The sequence below is a fragment of the Kiloniella laminariae DSM 19542 genome (assembly GCF_000374005.1).
GTDB classification, from domain to species: domain Bacteria; phylum Pseudomonadota; class Alphaproteobacteria; order Kiloniellales; family Kiloniellaceae; genus Kiloniella; species Kiloniella laminariae.
The window spans coordinates 1-19,007 of the sequence record NZ_KB893171.1; the positions used below are offsets into that span (position 1 = coordinate 1).

Annotated in this window: 18 protein-coding genes and 1 tRNA gene; 12 read left to right on the forward strand and 7 right to left on the reverse strand. The window is 50.2% G+C overall.

Annotated features, from left to right (window positions below):
* The 4 genes from B152_RS25880 to B152_RS0121055 all read left to right on the forward strand — a co-directional run.
* Positions 1-254, forward strand: a 254-nt coding sequence (locus tag B152_RS25880) for a transposase (protein WP_211212264.1), incomplete at its 5' end; no start/stop codon positions are given.
* Between the two features lie 196 nt (positions 255-450).
* On the forward strand, positions 451-1,665 hold the full coding sequence (locus B152_RS0121045; RefSeq protein WP_033407203.1) for an aromatic ring-hydroxylating oxygenase subunit alpha: 1,215 nt from the start codon (positions 451-453) through the stop codon (positions 1,663-1,665).
* Between the two features lie 136 nt (positions 1,666-1,801).
* Positions 1,802-2,485: a TetR/AcrR family transcriptional regulator gene (locus tag B152_RS24625; RefSeq protein WP_020594438.1), complete on the forward strand. Its 684-nt coding sequence runs from the start codon at positions 1,802-1,804 to the stop codon at positions 2,483-2,485.
* A 158-nt stretch (positions 2,486-2,643) separates the two neighbouring features.
* A tRNA-Thr gene (locus B152_RS0121055) sits at positions 2,644-2,719 on the forward strand.
* Positions 2,720-2,811: 92 nt separating this feature from the next.
* Here B152_RS0121055 and B152_RS0121060 read toward each other — a convergent pair.
* A complete protein-coding gene (locus tag B152_RS0121060) occupies positions 2,812-3,012 on the reverse strand; it encodes a hypothetical protein (protein ID WP_026261769.1) in 201 nt (66 codons plus the stop codon).
* A 729-nt stretch (positions 3,013-3,741) separates the two neighbouring features.
* Between B152_RS0121060 and B152_RS0121070 the strand changes: the two genes are divergently transcribed.
* From B152_RS0121070 to B152_RS0121085, 3 genes are all read left to right on the forward strand, one after another.
* Positions 3,742-4,950 carry a M24 family metallopeptidase gene (locus B152_RS0121070; protein WP_020594441.1) on the forward strand — a complete coding sequence of 403 codons (1,209 nt, stop codon included), beginning with the start codon at positions 3,742-3,744 and terminating at the stop codon, positions 4,948-4,950.
* Between the two features lie 172 nt (positions 4,951-5,122).
* On the forward strand, positions 5,123-6,022 hold the full coding sequence (locus B152_RS24630) for a LysR substrate-binding domain-containing protein (protein ID WP_020594442.1): 900 nt from the start codon (positions 5,123-5,125) through the stop codon (positions 6,020-6,022).
* 213 nt (positions 6,023-6,235) lie between these two features.
* Positions 6,236-8,203 carry an acetoacetate--CoA ligase gene (locus B152_RS0121085; RefSeq protein WP_033407206.1) on the forward strand — a complete coding sequence of 656 codons (1,968 nt, stop codon included), beginning with the start codon at positions 6,236-6,238 and terminating at the stop codon, positions 8,201-8,203.
* A gap of 27 nt (positions 8,204-8,230) precedes the next feature.
* On the opposite strand, the gene B152_RS0121090 is transcribed toward B152_RS0121085, so the two are convergent.
* From B152_RS0121090 to B152_RS0121105, 4 genes are all read right to left on the reverse strand, one after another.
* Positions 8,231-8,773 carry a hypothetical protein gene (locus tag B152_RS0121090; RefSeq protein ID WP_026261771.1) on the reverse strand — a complete coding sequence of 181 codons (543 nt, stop codon included), beginning with the start codon at positions 8,771-8,773 and terminating at the stop codon, positions 8,231-8,233.
* 137 nt (positions 8,774-8,910) lie between these two features.
* On the reverse strand, positions 8,911-10,824 hold the full coding sequence (locus tag B152_RS0121095; RefSeq protein ID WP_020594446.1) for a hybrid-cluster NAD(P)-dependent oxidoreductase: 1,914 nt from the start codon (positions 10,822-10,824) through the stop codon (positions 8,911-8,913).
* A 122-nt stretch (positions 10,825-10,946) separates the two neighbouring features.
* Complete coding sequence (locus B152_RS24635; RefSeq protein WP_020594447.1) at positions 10,947-11,615, reverse strand: SOS response-associated peptidase; 669 nt, start codon at positions 11,613-11,615, stop codon at positions 10,947-10,949.
* A gap of 48 nt (positions 11,616-11,663) precedes the next feature.
* Entirely contained in the window at positions 11,664-12,497 is an 834-nt protein-coding gene (locus B152_RS0121105; protein WP_020594448.1) for a dimethylarginine dimethylaminohydrolase family protein, read from the reverse strand.
* 205 nt (positions 12,498-12,702) lie between these two features.
* On the opposite strand from B152_RS0121105, the gene B152_RS26150 reads away from it, so the two are divergent.
* The 3 genes from B152_RS26150 (at position 12,703) to B152_RS0121120 (ending at position 14,007) form a co-directional block, all read left to right on the forward strand.
* Positions 12,703-12,840, forward strand: a complete 138-nt coding sequence (locus B152_RS26150) for a hypothetical protein (RefSeq protein WP_169337447.1) — start codon at positions 12,703-12,705, stop codon at positions 12,838-12,840.
* Positions 12,833-13,222, forward strand: coding sequence for a hypothetical protein (locus B152_RS0121110; RefSeq protein WP_169337448.1), 390 nt, complete (start codon positions 12,833-12,835; stop codon positions 13,220-13,222). Before B152_RS26150 ends, B152_RS0121110 begins: the two co-directional genes overlap by 8 nt.
* A 305-nt stretch (positions 13,223-13,527) precedes the next feature.
* Positions 13,528-14,007 (forward strand): hypothetical protein, encoded by a 480-nt coding sequence (locus tag B152_RS0121120; RefSeq protein ID WP_020594451.1) that lies wholly within the window; start codon positions 13,528-13,530, stop codon positions 14,005-14,007.
* A gap of 71 nt (positions 14,008-14,078) precedes the next feature.
* On the opposite strand, the gene B152_RS0121125 is transcribed toward B152_RS0121120, so the two are convergent.
* Positions 14,079-14,414: a PilZ domain-containing protein gene (locus B152_RS0121125; protein WP_020594452.1), complete on the reverse strand. Its 336-nt coding sequence runs from the start codon at positions 14,412-14,414 to the stop codon at positions 14,079-14,081.
* Positions 14,415-14,648: 234 nt separating this feature from the next.
* Here B152_RS0121125 and B152_RS0121135 point away from each other — a divergent pair, with 234 nt between their 5' ends.
* Both B152_RS0121135 and B152_RS24640 read left to right on the forward strand, forming a co-directional pair.
* The gene (locus B152_RS0121135; RefSeq protein WP_020594453.1) at positions 14,649-15,287 is read left to right on the forward strand and encodes a glutathione S-transferase family protein; all 639 of its coding nucleotides are present in this window, start codon (positions 14,649-14,651) and stop codon (positions 15,285-15,287) included.
* A 315-nt stretch (positions 15,288-15,602) separates the two neighbouring features.
* A complete protein-coding gene (locus B152_RS24640) occupies positions 15,603-17,030 on the forward strand; it encodes an MFS transporter (RefSeq protein WP_020594454.1) in 1,428 nt (475 codons plus the stop codon).
* Positions 17,031-17,051: 21 nt separating this feature from the next.
* Here B152_RS24640 and recQ read toward each other — a convergent pair whose 3' ends face one another.
* Complete coding sequence (recQ, locus tag B152_RS0121145) at positions 17,052-18,893, reverse strand: DNA helicase RecQ (protein ID WP_020594455.1); 1,842 nt, start codon at positions 18,891-18,893, stop codon at positions 17,052-17,054.
* Between the last annotated feature and the right edge of the window lie 114 nt (positions 18,894-19,007).

The window sequence follows — 19,007 nt, forward strand, 5'->3', positions numbered from 1 at the left end:
ATAATGCGCTGGACATCTCCGACTTTCACCACCGCCGGATCAACCATTCAAAGCTCTTTGCCGACAAGCAGAATCATATCAACGGGATCGAGAACTTTTGGAACCAAGCCAAGCGCCACATGCGCAAGTACAACGGCATCAAGCCGGACAATTTCTACTGGTTCTTGAAGGAGTGTGAATGGCGCTTCAACGGAGGCAACCATGCAGACCTCCTGAAGCAGCTAAAATCATGGTATAAACACGCGAAACACTAACCATTAGCTACTTCAGCCCCTAATTTTTTTTGGTTTCCTGTTGGGGAATGGTCCTGGGGTGTTGCTGTTGCTCATGAATCATTCTTTTGCTTGAGATCTCGATTTCCAGTGAAAACGGACAGATTTAGAGGTGACAAAGAGTCTTATTTGTATTAATTTATATAAACGCTCAAATAAAATAAAAGGTATGGAAAAAATGAACGCAATACCTGCTGGGAATTTAAAGTCAGAAGAGAGTATTCCTCTGGATTGGGACCGGGGTGGTTTGCCCGGCTGGACCTATCACAATGAGGAGCTTACAGAGCTTGAAAAGGAAGTCCTGTTCCGGCGACATTGGCAGGTGGCATGTCATGTGTCTGATATTCCTGAATCTGGGGATTATGTTACCTTTGATATGGTCGGTGAACGCGCTGTGCTGATGCGGGGGAAAGATGGTCAGATCCAGGCCTTTCATAATCTTTGCCGCCATCGCGGATCGCGTGTTCTTTGTGAATCAAAAGGCAATTGCAAACGGGCGATTGTCTGCCCGTTTCATGGCTGGAGCTATGGACTCGATGGGTCTCTGCTGGGGGCAACCTCGCCGGAAACTCTGCCAAAGCTTGATTCCATAGAACATGGATTAAAGCCGATCGAGTTTGAAATCTGGATGGGCTTTGTGTTTGTACGCTTCCTGCCCGGTGATCAGCCACCGGTTGCCGAGCTTTTGGCCAGGCATGCGGAAGAAATAGCGCACTATAAATCAGAAACCATGGTGCCGATTGAATCGAATTACTGGTCTCACGATATGGAGGTGAACTGGAAGTCGGTACGGGATGTGGATAATGAGGGGTATCATGTCAAGATAGCGCATCCGGAGCTGCAGGAACTTTATGGTGGCAACTATTCAGATGAACCCCTGATAAACGGGAGCTGTCGTTCCTATGCAGAGTTCACGGATACACCAGGCAAGATCTGGAGTGTCCAGAAGTACAAGAAAATATTACCAAAAGTGCCACACTTGCCGGAGAAAAGCCAACGGGCCTGGCTCTATATCGGTATCTATCCCAACATGGTCTTGTCGTTTTATCCCTGTACGGTTTCATTCTATCAGGAGTTTCCGATTACTGCGGGGAAAACACATCAGCGTGGCGCAATCTATCGTCATCAGGACGAAAGTAGGGATATGCGCCTGGCCCGGTATCTTTCTACCCGGATTGATAATGAAACGACGGATGAAGATACCCAGTTGATTGAATGGTCCTGTGAGGCGATGAACTCCAGCGCTTTTGATGGAATTGTGCTTTCGGATCTTGAATATAACGTCCGGGGCTATCACGATTGTTTCAGGAGAGACCTTCCGGTGATGAATCTGGAGCAGCCTCCTGCGCCCAATACGGTAAAGGCAATGAATGCACAGATGCGAGAGATTTAAGGCTTTAAGTGCCTTCGGCATTAGAAAAGCCCAAGGCGAGTTGAGATCGTTGTTTATGAAATCACTCGCTTTTTCTGCTGTAATGCTATACTTGCGAGAAGAGTTACGCTCGCTGTAGGGGATTGCACCAGAAGGTATGCAACAGGCACAGGAAAAAAAACGCCCGGGTCGCCCCAGGGGACGGCAAACCGAAAATACATCTCGACGTCGACGGCAGTTGATCGAAGCTGCCATCGATTCAATTGTCGAGCATGGGATGTCGGCGACAACACTGGCTACAGTGGCGAAGTCGGCGGGGCTGTCTCAGGGGGCAGCGGTCTTTTATTTTCAGACCAAAGAAAACCTTCTGGTTGAGACCTTGCGCTATCACTATCAGGAATATCAGGATCTTTGGCAGGAAGAGCTGGAAAAGGCTCCTGACGACCCGGTGGAGAAAATTACGGCTCTTGTATTGGCTGATCTCGATCCCAAGATCTGCAATCCCCGGAATCTGACACTCTGGAATTCCTTCTGGGGGGAAGTAACGGCCCGCCCCAGGTTTGCAAAGCTGTGCGACGATTTTGATCGGGAGCGCTACAGCATTATTCTCCGGCTTTGTGAAGATGCTGCCCCTCTGATCCGCGACCATGTCTGGAGCCCGGCCTCGGTGGCGGATACTCTCGATACGATGGTGGATGGCCTCTGGGTCAGGATGCATATTACACCCGATTTTCTTGATAATAAGGCGTCGAGCCTGTTAATGGTGCGTCTTCTGATCTCTATCTTTCCGACGAGATCAGAGCAGATCATGGCAAGACAAGAGAGCAAGAGTCCAGTGTGACTGTTTCGTCGTAACGTGGGGTGCAGAAGCAAAAAATCATGTTACGAAGTGGATCGTAAACCCGGAAGATTAAGATTTTCAGCGATATCTATTGTCTCAGGATCGCTTTTGTTCCCGGTACTGGTCATTGCTAAAAAGCTGTGATAACAATTTTATATGCTCCAATAGCTCAGTTGGTAGAGCACCTCATTCGTAATGAGGGGGTCAGCAGTTCAAGTCTGCTTTGGAGCACCATTCAAATCAATGACTTAGATTGTTTTTGTATTTTTCAAGCGATGGGTCAAAAGTTCGCTTTAAACCGGATGTCTTTGGCATAGGCTAGCGTTTTAATGCTGGGGGCGGAGATCCAGAGCGACAACCTCTCTTCTGGCGTCATCTTCTTCAGTGCCCGTCATGGCTGCTAACAGCATGGCAGCAGCAGTGACGCCTTCCTTGTGGGCAGTCAGAAGAGATTCGCTTCGGGAGAGGGCTTCTGTAACGGTTTCAAAATACGCCTCTTCAACCATTTCTTTTGACGCTAAATCCAAGATAAGCCTCTCGAAGATGTCATCATATATTTTTTTCACCCTAAATATCATTATCTCATAGAGACAGAAGTAATTTCAATTCCTGCGCTTGGCATAATTGCCTTGTTGTAAAAATGTCTTTTGATTTCAATCTGTTTTCCCGGATAAAAATTCAGCATGTACCTCATAGAAATGGCACATAATTATGTTGTCGGTACTCGGTTCAGGTGATGAATTAAAGGAATTTCAAAGCGTTAATCTAGAGACTCCGGGATCTGGATCCGGATCCGATAATACCGTACGGGAGTGGCTGGCAGGATTATATTTTTTATATAATTTTCAAGAGGATATATAAAATTTTAGATAAATTTTTCTCAATATTTATTTGTTGATTTGTCTCTGTGATTCGGCTTTTCTCATCGCTGATTGATAGAGGTACCAAAGCTCATGTCTTGAGCCTTTACCCTTTCTGGATAATTGCCGAAACGCTTGGGTTTTCACTCTTCCCTTGGAGTTGGGAGCTCATCGTAGCGAGGGTTGCCTTCCCCCGAGGGCGACCCTCGCATAATTTGGCGCATCCGCAATACAACGACATATAAGTATTTTAAATATTCTTATTGATATTATTGATTATATTTATGATTAGTCTGCTGTTAGTGGTGAGACGAAAGTTTTGCTAACAGAACATATCTGCTGATATCTGCCTAGAGTGGCCCGATGCGCAAAATGTTCAGAATCAGGAGTAAAATCATGGAACGTACTTTGCGCATTCGCAATGGGGAAAAAGTCCAGGGAACCTATTCTCGTCAGGAAATGGAACGCCGTAATGCGAGGCTTCGGGCTTTTATGGCTGAAAACAATATCGATGCAGTTATCCTGACGTCTTACCATAATATCAATTATTTCAATGATTTTGTTTATTGCTCTTTCGGACGTCCCTACGGGCTGATCGTGACCCAGAACAAGCATATCTCTGTGACAGCTAATATTGACGGGGCACAGCCCTGGCGCCGCAGTTTTGACGACAACGTTATCTATACCGACTGGCAAAAGGATAACTATTTTTTTGCCATTAAACAGGAGCTTGCAGGTCTGAAACTCACCCGGGTCGGTCTGGAATTTGACCATATCAACATTGATAACAAAACCAAGATGGCTGCTGCGCTGGGGGATCCGACATTTGTGGATGTTGGCGCCCCGACCATGCGGATGCGGATGATCAAATCGGCGGAAGAGATTGCAATTATCAAACATGGAGCAGCCACGGCCGATATCGGGGGAGCGGCCTGCGTTGAGGCAATTGCCGTGGGAGTGCCCGAGCACGAAGTCGCCTTGCATTCAACCCAGGCGATGGTACGGCACATTGCCAAGACATTCCCGCAGGGGGAGCTGATGGATAGCTGGACCTGGTTCCAGTCTGGAATTAACACGGATGGTGCCCACAATCCTGTTACCAGCAGAAGGATAGAGGAGGGGGATATCCTCAGCCTGAACTGTTTTCCGATGATTGCCGGTTATTATACCGCTCTGGAGCGGACGCTTTTTGCCGAACATGTGTCCGATGCGCACTTGCGGTATTGGGAGGTGAACGTAAAGGTCCATGAAGCAGGTTTGAAACTGATTAAGCCGGGTGTTCGCTGTTGCGATATTGCGCTGGAATTGAATGAAATATTCCGCGAGCACCAGATGCTGCAATTCCGGACTTTTGGTTATGGGCATTCCTTTGGTACCTTGAGCCATTATTATGGTCGGGAAGCGGGGCTGGAATTGCGCGAGGATGTCGAAACCGTACTTGAACCGGGGATGGTGGTTTCCATGGAGCCGATGATTATGGTTGCTGAAGGCAACCCGGGTGCTGGTGGATACCGGGAACACGATATTCTGGTTGTAGGGGACGAGGGAGCAGAAAATATTACCAGATTCCCCTATGGCCCGGAGCATAACATCATCAAGAAATAGAAACATTTGTTCGCAATAGGTTGAGATATTTAAAAACCCGGTACTTTTTAAAAAGCACCGGGTTTTTAAATGGGGTGCAGCTTGGGTTCTCTTGCCTGGCGCTATACAATTGGCAAAGAGTAGAGAGGTTCTTCTCTTGGGCTACAGAGGAAATAGTTGCTATGGTTTTCGAATGATTAACTTGCCAACAGATCTGCTGCGTACCTTCACCACTTTTATGGACCTTGGCGGAATAACAAGGGCTGCTGACGTACTGGGTCGTTCACAGCCAGCAATCAGTCTGCAGTTGAAGCGGCTCGAAGAATTGATTGATGTCCCCCTCTTTGTTCGCGCGGGGAAAAGGGTGCGGCTGACAGAAGATGGTGAAGCGCTTGGAGTATATGCCCGGCAGATTCTGGCCTTGAATGATGAGGCCGTTTCCAGGTTGCGCTCTCCCCGTGTTGGCGGCGTGGTGCGGGTCGGCCTGCCCAGTGATTTTGCTGTCTCAATTTTGCCAACAATCCTGGGCGGTTTCACCCGCGCTCATGATGGCATAACGCTGGAGGTAACATGTGGTATCAGCCGGGATCTTGTGCGGGGGATGGAAAAACAGGAATATGACGTTGTTATTGCCCTTTGCGGGGATAGCCCGCTAGTCTCGCTGGCCAAGACCTGGACTGACCGCCTTGCCTGGGTCAGTAACGGGGATAGCAATTTGCAGGCTGAAGAACCCCTGCCCCTGATTGTCTACCCGCAGGGGTGTCTCTATCGTCAGCGGACAATCGAAGCGTTGAACCGAGCAGGAAGAAACTGGCGGGTTGCCTATAGCAGCCCGAGCCAGTCTGGAATCGAGGCGGCAGTCAGGGCGGGGCTGGGTGTGACGGTTCTGTCAGAGAAAACAGTGCCTTCAAGTTTACTTCCGATAGCAGTCGAAAACGGGTTTCCGGGCCTCGCAGATGTTGAGGTCGGGTTGTTTTATCGCCAGCCGGATCTGAGTGAGGCGGGGCTGCGCCTGGTTAACTATATTACAGCTTCGATGGACAGTCTTCACAGCGACACCACAGTGTCTCTGCCTGATAACTCTGGCCTCTGACTCCTTTCGCAAAAGGATTGATCCTGGTCAGAAAATGACAAGCTTTTCTGATGATCGATCTGCATATTCTTGAACTGTCAGGTTCGGGGGAAAGAAAAAGCTGTTTGAAACCCTCGCGCTTGACGCTAAGGTGTGCGCTGCAACATAACTATAAAAACCAACCGGCTGAAGAAACCACCCAGCTAAAAAAACCAATCGGGAGCAAGGGCAATCATGACATCTGTGGCAAAACCCCAATGGCAACCTAGTGATGAGCGAATCAAGAATGCAATCGTCACGGATTTTATGTCCTGGTTGAAGAACGAGGGACAAGTATCTCTTGATGACTTTGGCGCTCTGCATCGCTGGTCAGTGGAGCAAATTGCAGAATTCTGGTCTTCTGCCTGGGATTATCTGGGTGTTATCGGTGCCAAGGGCGGACATACCTTTACCCGGGATGACAAGGATATCAAGGCAAGCCGGTGGTTTGGGGATGCCAGGGTGAACTTTGCCGAGAACCTCCTGCGTTACCGCGGAGCAGAAGAAGCACTGGTCTTCTGGAGCGAGAAGGGACGTCAACGGGTTTTAAGCAGGGATCTGCTCTATGCCGAAGTGTCCCGTTTGTCTCAGGCTTTAAGGGCGCAGGGAGTCAGACCTGGGGACAGGGTAGCAGGTTTGATGCCAAATATGCCCGAGGCAATTATTGCCATGCTGGCAACCTCGGCGATCGGTGCCGTCTGGTCTTCTGCGTCGCCAGATTTTGGGGCGCAGGGAATTCTGGATCGTTTCGGCCAAATTTCACCCAAGGTGCTGATTGCGCCGGACAGTTATGATTACAACCTCAAGAATCATGATGTCCTGGCCAAGGTACGCGATGTTGTTGACCAGGTTCCCTCAATTGAAAAGGTTGTGATTGTTTCCTGGGCCGGGAAAACGCTGGACTTGACGGGAATTGAACAAGCAAGCGACTACCGCGACTTTGTCGCTCCCTACAGCCCCGGAGAAATCGAGTTCAGTCGCCAGTCTTTTGATCATCCACTTTTTATCATGTTCTCGTCTGGTACGACCGGAGCACCTAAATGTATTGTGCACCGGGCTGGCGGGGCCTTGATGAAACAGCTGGTTGAACACCGGTTCCACGGAGATCTGAAAGAAGGAGACCGGCTGTTTTATTTCACGACCTGCGGCTGGATGATGTGGAACTGGTTTGCAGCAGGGCTTGCTTGCGGTGCGACGCTGGTCTGCTATGACGGTTCTCCCTTTGCCGGAAGCCCGACCATATTGTTCGATCTGGCAGAACAGGAAAAAGTTACGCATTTTGGCACATCTCCCAAATATCTTGATACTCTCAAAAAATCAGGCGAGAGCCCTATTCTGAAATACAGCCTACCGGCGTTGCGTACGATCTATTCGACAGGATCACCGCTGCTGCCGGAAGGGTTTGATTTTGTCTATAACCACGTCAAAAAAGATGTGCAGTTGGCGTCAATCGCCGGGGGGACAGATATTCTGGGTTGCTTCATGCTGGGGAACCCTATTGGCCCTGTTTACCGGGGTGAAATCCAGACTCCGGCACTGGGCTGTGCTGTTGCTGCTTTTGATGATACGGGCAAGCCGGTAGCAAAAGATCGGGGTGAGTTGGTCTGCACCGAACCTTTCCCGTCGATGCCCTTGTATTTTTGGAATGATGACGAGGGAACCAGATATCATAAGGCCTATTTTTCCCGCTTCGAGAATATCTGGACCCATGGTGACTTTCTGGAAGTTACCACAAATGGTGGACTGGTTATTCACGGGCGTTCTGATGCGACACTCAATCCTGGCGGGGTGCGGATTGGTACTGCAGAAATCTATCGCCAGGTTGAACGGCTTGAGGAAATTCGGGAAGCGATTGTTGTCGGGCAAAATTGGGACGGGGATGTTCGTGTTGTTCTTTTTGTTATCTTGCAGGCAGAAGTGGCTGGCTTGGACGAGGTGCTGATCAAGAAGATTAAAACAGCCATTCGGACCGGCTGTACCCCCCGCCACGTTCCAGCGAAGGTGGTCGCGGTGGCAGATATCCCGAGAACCCGGTCAGGAAAGATTACCGAACTGGCGGTCAGGGATATTATTAATGGCCGTGAAGTCGGAAACAAGGAAGCTTTGGCTAATCCGGAAGCGCTTGATCTTTATCGGAATGTTCCTGCTTTGCAGGAGGAGTGACAGGCAGATATCCTAATCTGGGGTGGCCTACTGTACGATGCCGTCCTTGTAGGGGACCATTTTATTTCGGTCGAAAGCAAGTTCAGCCACAATCAGGAGCTGGGTGATTTGTTCTGTTCCTGACTGGCGTAGGGGCAGGGCAAGACGAGCGTATTTTTGCACCGAGATCCAGGGGGTGTAGAAGGTGGAATACTCCGCACCTCTTTTATCAACGGCTGCGTTGTTCAGACTGAGGATAAGCTCATAAAAAGGACCAGAGAAAGACTGGTGCATGTAAGTACCGGTGCTGTCTTTGCCAATATTGTGCACGTGCTCTGTTCCCTGTAGCCGATAGAGATATCGGCGCGGGTTTTCTTCAACCTGAAACAACACAACCTGTGGCAAAGCAAAGGAAATGGAAAAGGGTAAGTTCATTTCTTCGCGCGTAGGAACCTGTTCAGGGTTATTTGCCCTAGCGGATGACCATACGTCAAAAACCCGGCGCAACAGCACTTCCCTGATCTGGGTGGTGTCAGTAACTGTCAGGCTTTTTAGCTGGTAGTCAATTAATGCGTGCCGATTGTTTTCCAAGGTAGTGCCAACCCTTACCCATTCCCACGGTTCAGCCTCTTCTTATTGCATCATACAATAGTATGCAAAATAGCCTAATAGGTAAAATCCCTTATATCTGGGCGGGAAGACTTGGGTTAACCCATCCTGGATGATCTTCAGATATCTATAGAGAGGTCTGATTTTGGAAAACTACAACAGGGCAGAAAAAATCCGTTATCTATTTCTTCCTTGCTCAGACCCATCGCATTTGGAGCCGTGATCGTACCATTAACCAGCTGTTGTTTACAGCTGCTGCATATGCCGCCTCGACAGCTGTAGGGGGCATCAATACCCGAAGCTTCGGCGACAGTTAAAACCGACTGATTTCCTCTAATTTCGGTGGTAATGCCGCTTTTGATGAAGTGGATTTTATAGCTTTCCTCTCTTGCGTCCTCAGGGGGAGCGAGCGGTGTAATGGTGAAGCTTTCCTGTTCATACTGGTGGTCGGGAAGACCAAGTTTGCTCAAGTTCTCCTGCGTTGCTTTCATAAAGGTATCAGGCCCACAGACAAAAACACTCCGTTCCAGTAGATCGGGGCAGATTTCCATCAGTTTGTCCCGGGTGAGTCGCCCCTCAAAAATCTTGCAGTTATGAGACCTGTCCGGTTTTTCCTGACTGGTGTTGAAGGAGAGTTTCAGGCCCGGCGTTTGCCGTGCAAGGAGTACAAGCTCCTGCCAGGCGACGAGGTCACAGTTTTTGCGGGCGGAGTGGTGAAAGTGGATGTCAAAATCCAGCGCGTTGTCGGTAATGAAGCGGAGCATCGAGAGCATCGGTGTGATGCCGGATCCACCCGAGAGCAGCAGAAGTTGACGCGGTTGGTTCTCCTTCAGGTGAAATTGCCCCGACGGGCCCTGTGCCTCAAGAATTGATCCCGTTGCAAGATGGTCATGCAACCAGTTTGATACCTTGCCGCCTGCAACGCGTTTGACGGTGATTGTCAGGCTGTCCGGCCGACTTGGACTGGAGGATATGGTGTAGCAGCGACTGACCATTTTGCCATCAATCGGCACAAACAGGGTTAAAAATTGCCCGGCCTTATAGTCAAAGCGCTGTTGAGGGTCGGCGATAAACTTGAAGGTTTTGATATCGTGCGTTTCCTGGATGATCTGGACGCAGCGCAGGAGGACCGGGGCCTTTTGAAAGTCCCGTGCGGCAGATGGTTTCATATGTTGGGTCAGGCGGCTTTTATTGGGGAGCCAGTTGTCGATGTAAACAGGACGGGTTTTGGTTTTGAGCACTTCGACCGGGTCGCCAATGCGCAGGGAACCAGCGTTGAGCGGGATCATATTTTCGCCGAAGAGAACATCCCGGCTGTTCTGGCGCTGGCGGTAACTTGTCAGGGTTCGCAGGGGTTCGAGGGTTTTGTCTGCAACATGAGCATGGGGATCAACTGTGGTGAAGACACAGCGGGCGCAGGCTTTCGGCAGCTCAAATTTTACATCACCAATGCGGATGAGAGACCAGCCATCCTCTGCAAAGGCTGGACTGCCGGAAACGGTGATGTTCGGCCGGAAGTTAGCCATGGAAACCGGGGCAGGAAGCCGATTGTTCAGATGAGCAAGAGAACTGTCCCCGATCAGCAGCAAGGGATAGCCATCGGCAAAGCTGACATCGCAATCAGGATGTTGCTTGATATATCTTTCACTTCGATCACCAAAATAGAGCAGACGCAAAGGTTCGCCCAGCACCTTGCTGATCCAGCTGTCGGCCTCTTCCCCGCAGATCTGGCCAATCAGTTCTGTACCCCAGACGGAAGTATCAAGATAGCTTTCGCTAAACCTGGAGGGATCGAGAATAAGATCCTTCATATCTTCCTGGGTCAGTCTGAGCGCTGTGTCATGATAATGGCTCCGGATTGAAGTGATCTTGGGGTGGGTCCGCCCTGTTACAAAGGTGCCATCCGGTTTTGTGATCAGGTAGCGCCGGTCTCCGATCAAGCCCGAAGTCATGAGATCTGCCTGTTGAAGGCCAAGACCCGCTGTGGACTTTACGGGATAGATAATGAGACTGCTGACAATTGCTGCTGACATGGGAAAACTCGAAGAAAAAGAAGGGGCGGGAGGGGAAGAATAACTCACAGAGATTAGTAAAACAGGGTTAATTTATATATGAGAGAGAAAATTCTAATTTACAGAGGATGAAGGGGGACATCCTAGAAAAGAACAGCCTGGACAGGTTCCGGGGCAAGACAGGCGGGGCCTTGGTTGCGCACGCTGTTCACATAAGGTGAAACAGCGGTTGCCTTCAAGCTGTTGATTGGGGGTGGTTTGAGTAAGCTGTGACCACCTTTGTAGAGCCAGTTGTCGTAATCTGCCCTTTGCAGAATTACCGGCATTCTGTGGTGGAGGTGGCAGATATCATGTCCGGCTTCGGTGGTCAGGATGGCACAAGATTGTACTTCGCTGCCATCTGCTCCAAGCCAGTCGTCCCAGATTCCGGCAAAAGCGAAGGGTGCATTGTCTGGACGAGAAATGTAATAGGGCTGTTTTCTCTCTTGTCCGTTTTGCCATTCATAAAAACCATTGGCGGGGATCAGACATCGGCGACCACGAAAGGGCCCCTTGAAAGCAGGCTTTTCGTTTACTGTTTCACTGCGGGCATTGTGGATGGGTTTGTTGATATCGGGTTCTTTGACCCAGTTGGGAATCAGACCCCAGCGGTGCAGCGTGAAGTGCTTGCGGCCGTTCCTGCCCAGCACGACCACAGCAACGGGTTGTGTTGGGCAGATGTTATAACGGTCTTCCAGATTTGGCCGTTCCGGAAAGCCCATCAGCTCGCTCAGATCAGCGATGGGGGTGGTCAGGGCAAAGCGTCCGCACATGAATCAGGGATTTTCCTGTTAGATATGATTTTGCCCAGACTATCAGTTTTACCCCGGATTGAAAGCTACGGGATTGAAGCGCAAAGACATGCAGGAAGGGCCACCATCAACCAGTGCAGCCTGTTGGGTCGGAATCTCGGCGACATTGTAGCCGGCATTCCGCAAAAGCATGGCTGTCTTTGGATGACCAGCAGATAACAAAACCGTATCATTGACACAAATGGCATTGGCAGCAGGTTCTTCGCCTCTGGGAACTTCGAGCACTGTCATGCCGGCAAAACAGGGAGAACCGGACAGGCGATAGGTTGCCAGCACTGCATTGGGACCGATCAGGCCGCAGTCGGTTTTGAAATGGAGAACTCCTTCAGGGGTGTTGATGGCGCGGGCTTCATAGCCCCATCGGGCAATTTTTTGCTTGAGTGTATCAAAACCAGCCTGATTGGTTCTGGCAGAAAGCCCAACAAGTACAGCGTCTTCTGTCACCAGAATATCACCACCATCAACATAGCCTTCATCCTCGCCGATGCGTTGGATGTCTTCGTAATAGGACAGGAGAACCTTGTGCATGACCTCGGCTTCACCCGTCCTGCTGGGGGCGCCGGGGCGGAGAATAACAGCACCTTCCGGAAAACAAAGGGCAGCATCTTCAACAAAAACGGAGTCAGGGAAATCTTCCAATGCCGGATAGACATCCACTGTGACACCAGCCTGTTCGAGGGCAGCAACATAGGCGTGGTGATCCAGCACAAACTGTTCATGGCTGGGCGCACCACGGTCGTCTGCACGAAGGCCGTTGATGACACTCCGGCTTGGTTCACGAGCGATGGCGCGGGTAAAACGGTGAGATAATCCGGTGCGGGACATGTGGACCTCGAAAAGCATAGAAAATGAACTGTTGTTCAATAAGCTAAACCGAAGGGTGTTTTTAGGCAATAGAAAAGCGCGCTGTGCGCAGGAAACGGGTAATAGTCGTTTGTAATGAAAAAGGCATAAGCTGAGAGATAGGTCCGTCATAGGGAGTCGTCTGAACTGTGGGTTTGCATAACTCTGCTGCTGCTTTATACCTAGCCTGGGGCAGGGACCATTGGTGACGGATCTTTCCTTAATAAATATTCCTGTGATTTCGGCTGTATCAGAGCCTGATGGCTCTTATGAACGCCCTGTTTTGAGACTTGCAAATGATTTTTGGCCTGTTTGGACGCAAAAAAGAAATTCATATGATTGATGACGGTCTGAGACGCTGCGGCGCTTTCAGCTCGTCTATTCCTGATGCCATCAAACTGACACTCTGGCGCTTGGCAAAAAATCGGGAGCTGTTACGGGAAGACAGTGAAGCCGTCCTGATCGACCTTGCGTCCTTCCTGACATATTGTTTCATGGGAGAGGAAGATTTTACTGCAGAAAATGGTGCCGAACTCTCGCAAAAAATGCACAAGCGCCTGGAAATGACCCAGGTTTTTGACGAGGGGATTGATGCCGAGATTGTTTTGCTTGCGCTCCATTCCGGGATTGCTCACGGGTCTACAGCAGGCAGGTTTTCGGCCGAAATTCCGGAGCGAGACATGGGAAAAGAGCAATCTGACTCAGTTTCGGATGACCAGAAATGATAACGCGTGCGGTATACTTTCTGGCCTGGATTTTTTTTATTCCCTTTATTCTCCTGCTCAACTTTGTTGAGGACAAAATAACCACTCGGACTCGTAAGAGACAGGGGGCAATTGCGATGGATAAATCATCTGGATCCGACAATCAGCAGAGCCCTGATCAGGCCCGGGTAAAAAAATAGTTTTTTTTACTGCTCTTAAAGTAAGGATTGCCTAAAATGGGCTATCTGACTCAGCGACAAGGAATGTGAGCTATTAGCGAGGGTTTTACAGAAGCGGAAAGGATCCGGTTCCACAATCTGCTTCAGGTGGCGGCTTTAAGCCCCTATGAAGGAGAGCGGGACAACGCACTTGCTGCTGCGCGACGGATCGCCGCCAAACATAACATGTCATTGGAGGAAGCTGCGGCTGGGGGAGCGGAACCTGAAGAGCCCAAGCAACCGCCAAAAGAACGTAAATCTTCTTATAGCATGTCTGCGACAGAACGGGTTTTTGCCAATTCCCTGCATCTGATGGATACGCACCTGCAGGCAGAGAAGGCCCGTTACGAAGCGGCGTTGCGCGCTGCCTATGACAGAGGCTTGGCCAAGGATAACGAAGCACCCAAAAGTCTTGCCAGCCCGGTAAAGGTGCGTAGCAAAAAACCAAGAGGCATGAGCCCGCGGGTCCACGCCTCCATGCTGTTGAGAGAAACCCAGCTTTCCTTGCGTGAAATTTCGGGAATTACCGGGCTGGATATTTACCAGATTACCGCAATGAAGCTGAAGCTGCGTAAACCAGCTGCATAACTTTCCAGAAGGCGACACTTTTTGGGGGCGGGAGCCTTGCAGGTAGAGGCTGGCCATCAGTTTATTGTGTGTTATCGTGAGGACACGACCGGATCAAGATGGTTGAGTTCGACATCATTGAACAAGGCACCCTGGCGATGATCGGGTGCCAGGTGGTTCTGGGCTTCTCCATCACGGAACTGGATACCTATTCCGTCCCAGGCGTGGCGGACGACAGTGCCGCTATAGCTACCCAGACTGCTGAGTTTCAGATCGACAACCGTTCCGATGGGGGGTCTGCAGAATGTTTCAAGAAACAGGCCATTTCCAGACAGATTATGAACAGAACAAGGGTGCCAGGAGCCGTCCAGCCCCAGCGAAGCCCAATCGCCTGCTGAATATCTTTTGTACTGCCTGTTTTCGATCATTGACTAAACTTGCACCCATTACACATGTCTGTGATTCTAAAGAAAAAGTCTTACCAATTCCTTTCAAATTTTAGGCAAATATCAGGGGATGACTTTTGTGGGTTCATGCTGGAGAAAATTAAAAAATATCACAAACAACCTGCAGTTTTGTTTCATAACTTTTTGACCTTGACCTCTGGCGCTGCTTGAGTTGAGTTGTCTGTGTTTGTTGAGGCTTCAAGAAGGATTATTGTTATGTACAGGCTGCATTATTATCCGGGGAACGCCAATCTTGCTCCTCACATGCTTATGGAAGAGATGGGCGTTGAGTATGAGCTGGTTTATGTGGACCGGAATGCTGGCGCGCATAAACAAGCGGCGTATTTGGCCCTGAATCCTTCCGGCAGAATTCCGGTTCTAGAAGATGGCGGGATGATTATTGCTGAAACAGCGGCGATCTGTTTGCATCTGGCTGATCGGCACATTGAGACACAAATGGTCCCGGATATTTCAACACCGGAACGCGCCAAGTTTTACCAATGGTTGATGTTTCTGACCAATACGATCCAGACAGAGTTTCTGGTCTATTATTATCCAGACCGTTATTCAACTGATCCGGAACATGCCACAGCGATTAAGGAGGCGGCCGAAGCCCGTCTGATCAGTTATTTCCACATCATTGAAGAGCAGCTCGCTAAAAAGGGACCTTTTATGATGGGACCTGCAATCTCACTTTTGGATTTTTACCTGCTCATGCTCTGTCGCTGGGGACGTTTCTTTACCCAAAAACTTGTGGATATGCCAAATCTGGGGCGGCATATCGGCAATATGGTGTTGCGACCTTCGGTTATCCGTGCTTTCGAGCTTGAAGGCATCGATGCGCCTTTTGCCTAAGTGATGAAGCGGCAAAGTTCAGATTGTTCCAGCTGTCGCGATGATCTGCTTTCGTTAACCCGAGCTTATCGTTCTGAGGATATAGTCCTGGGGACAGGTCAGGGAAGTGTTGACGTTTTTGGTTCGTGGGAGGATTTTCTTTGCAATGTGGGTACAGCCGGAAGTCGATTGTCTCGAATAGGGATTTAATACCTTTCTGATGCCAAACATGTCGCTTGTGAAGAAGTAATGTCGCCCGGAGTGCTTTTTATCTGCATCTCCGTTTTTTCGGGAAATCTGGCTCACCAGCAGAGGCCCCGGCAGTGAAAGGTAAAGATGATGTTTTCGGCTGTATCCAAATCCTGGGCATTATTTCTTGGGTTGGCTTTCCTGATGCTGGGCAATGGTTTGCAGAGCACGGTACTCAGTGTACGGGCCTCAATGGAAGGTTTTTCGACCGAAACCACCGGTTTTGTCATGGCCTGTTATTTTATTGGCTATTTTATGGGGTCGTTCGCCGCACCAAAGGCGCTGGAGACTGTCGGGCATGTTCGCGTCTTTGCTGCTCTGGCCTCCTTGTCCTCGACTTCAGCCCTTTTACACGCTGTCTTTATTGATCCCTATGTCTGGGGAGCAATGCGTTTTATTACCGGGTTTTGTTTTGCCGGGCTCTATATTGTTGCTGAAAGCTGGCTCAATCACAGCGCGACCAATGAGACGCGCGGGAAACTTCTATCGATCTACATGGTGGTTCTCTATGGTTTTCTTGCCTTGGGACAGCTGTTGATCAACGTGTCAGATCCGGGAAGTTTTGTGCCGTTTGTCTTGATGTCTGTCCTGGTTTCGCTGGCTCTATTGCCGACAACAATGACGGCTGTTCAGGCCCCGGTATTTGAATCTCCGACACCGGTGAGCCTGAAACGTCTGTACCAGATTTCCCCGCTTGGTTTTGCCTGTGCCTTTGGTGTCGGACTTGCTCAGGCCCAGATCTTTGGGATCGGGGCAATTTACGGGGGTAAACTGCAGATGACACCGCAGGATATCTCGTTTTTCATGGCGGCGATGTCTGTCGGGGGGATTGCGTTGCAGTGGCCCATTGGCAAGCTGTCAGATCGCTTTGATCGTCGACAGGTCCTGATTGTTGTCTCGGTCCTGGCTGCGATTGTCGGCTTGTCTCTTGTGCCGTTATCCGGTCCCCAGGCCAGCAGCCTGTTTTTGATCAGTGCCTTTATCTTTGGTGCCTTGTGCATGCCGCTTTACTCGCTAGCGATTGCCCATACCAATGATCACCTGGAAACCTCCGAGATTGTAGCTGCCACCAGCGGACTGATTGTTATCGGTGGTTTTGGCGCAATGATTGGTCCTCTGGTCAGTCCTTTGCTCATGGGGCGGTTTGGCCCGGATGCCTTTGTCTATTCACTCTCTTTCACCCTGCTGCTGATAGGCTTGTTTGGGATCTATCGTATGACCCGCAGAAGCTCTGTTCCGCTTGGCGATCAGGGTGATTATGTCGGCCTGCCAATGGAGGCTTCTTCCATGGTTGTTGCCATGACCCCTGAAGGGGAAGAGTGGTATGAAGAGGTGATTGCAGAAGCAGAAGCCGAAGCAACGACGGCAGCAAATCTGGCCGAAAGTATGGGCGTTGAAGTCGAGAGCCCGGATATGCTTGATGATGGTGCCGCGCTCTGGGCCCAAGAGGATGATGGAACAGAGGATGTTGATTCGGAAAATCCGGTTGAGAAAAAAACGGATCAAAGAATTTAATGAAAACAGGGTCTGAAATTTTCAGACCCTGTTTTCATTAATAACCTCAAGAAAGAGGCTTGCATAACGCTCAAGTTTGCGTTTTCCGACCCCGGCGATCTCAGCCATATCTTCCATGTCCTGGGGGCGGGCCATAACCATTTCAAGCAGGGTCTTGTCGTTGAAAATAACATAAGGGGGGACACCCTGATCCTTTGCCAGTTCCAGGCGGCGTGCACGTAGCGACTGAAACAGTGCTTCATCAGCGGGGTTATCAATGGTGGTGGCAGGTCCGAAGGATTTTTTATAATGTTCCCTGAGGCTTGCCCGGGTTTTCTTTTGCGGATCCCGGCGCAGCTGAACTGTTTGTTCGCCCCGAAGTACCGGGCGGCAATGAGGGCCAAGCAGGAAAGATCCATGACCTTCCATGTCGACCTTGAGCAGCCCCAGGGCTACCAACTGGCGAAAGATCGATCGCCATTCCTGTTTGCTATAATCTACGCCAATACCAAAAGTGCTGAGTTTGTCGTGCCCCAGCTTCTCGATCCGCTCGGTTTTGGCCCCCAGCAGGACATCAATCACATGGGCTGAACCAAAGACCTGACCTGTCCGGTAAACTGAAGAGAGTGCCTTTTGTGCAGCTTCAGTACCGTCAAAACTCTCCACCGGATCAAGACAGGTATCACAGTTACCGCAGGGCCCGTCAGGAGTATCACCAAAATATTCCAGTAGTACCTGACGTCGGCAGCGGGTCGTTTCGCAAAACCCGAGCAAGGCTTCAAGCTTGCGATTTTCAATCCGTTTTTGTGCTTCAGGAGCATCGGACTGGGCGGCCATCTGATAGAGCCGCGCCACATCGTTCATGCTGTAGATCATCCAGGCTTCTGCGGGCAGACCATCCCGTCCGCCACGTCCGGTTTCCTGATAATAGGCTTCAAGGCTTTTGGGCAGATCCAGATGGATGACAAAGCGTACGTCCGGTTTGTCTATGCCCATGCCAAAGGCGACAGTTGCAACCATAATGACCGCATCATCCTTGAGAAAGCGGTCCTGATTACCTGCCCGGATATCCTTGTGCAGCCCGGCATGGTAAGGCAGGGCGTTGAAACCTTTGCTGCAGAGGGTCTCGGCAATTTCCTCAACCTTGTTTCGCGACATGCAATAGACAATACCGGATTGTCCGGCATGTTCGCGTTCCAGAAGGTCCGTGAGCTGTTTTTTGGGGGCTGCCTTTAGACCAACCCGGTAACGGATGTTGGGGCGGTCAAAACCGGCGACAAAGGCACGGGCGTCACTTAAGCCGAGGCGTTGGGAAATGTCCTGTCGGGTTGGCCCATCAGCTGTGGCCGTCAAGGCAATGCGAGGAACCCAGGGGAAGCGCTGTTTTAAAAGGTTGAGTTGCAGATACTCAGGCCTGAAATCGTGGCCCCACTGTGAAACACAATGGGCCTCATCAATGGCAAAGAGCGAGAGTTCACATTGCTCAAGCAGATTCAGAAAACCCTCGGTCAACAGCTTTTCCGGGGCAACGTAAACAATGTCCAGCTCCCCCGAACGCATCGTCCGTTCAGTGGCGAGAATATCCGGATAGGATTGGGAAGAGTTTAGAGCAGCGGCCTTGACCCCCAGCTGTTGCAGAGCGGTTACCTGATCCTGCATCAGGGCAATCAGAGGAGAGACGACAACAGCAACCCCTGATCGGCAAAGAGCGGGGATTTGATAACAAAGTGACTTCCCGCCACCGGTTGGCATAAGAACAAGGGCATCCCCACCGTCAATTACATGACAGATGATTTCTTCCTGATCACCACGAAAGCTGTCATAGCCAAAAACCCGGCGCAGCGTTTCCCGATGAGGTGGTAGGGGAGTGGTAAGGGCATCCATATCTAGGCTTATAGACAAGTCTGCCGTAGTCGGTCAAAAGGCTTTGTTAAGAGAAATGCGCTATTGTGTGAAAATTGAAGAGGCGTTTTTAAAAGTTTGTTTTATTGCTTTTCT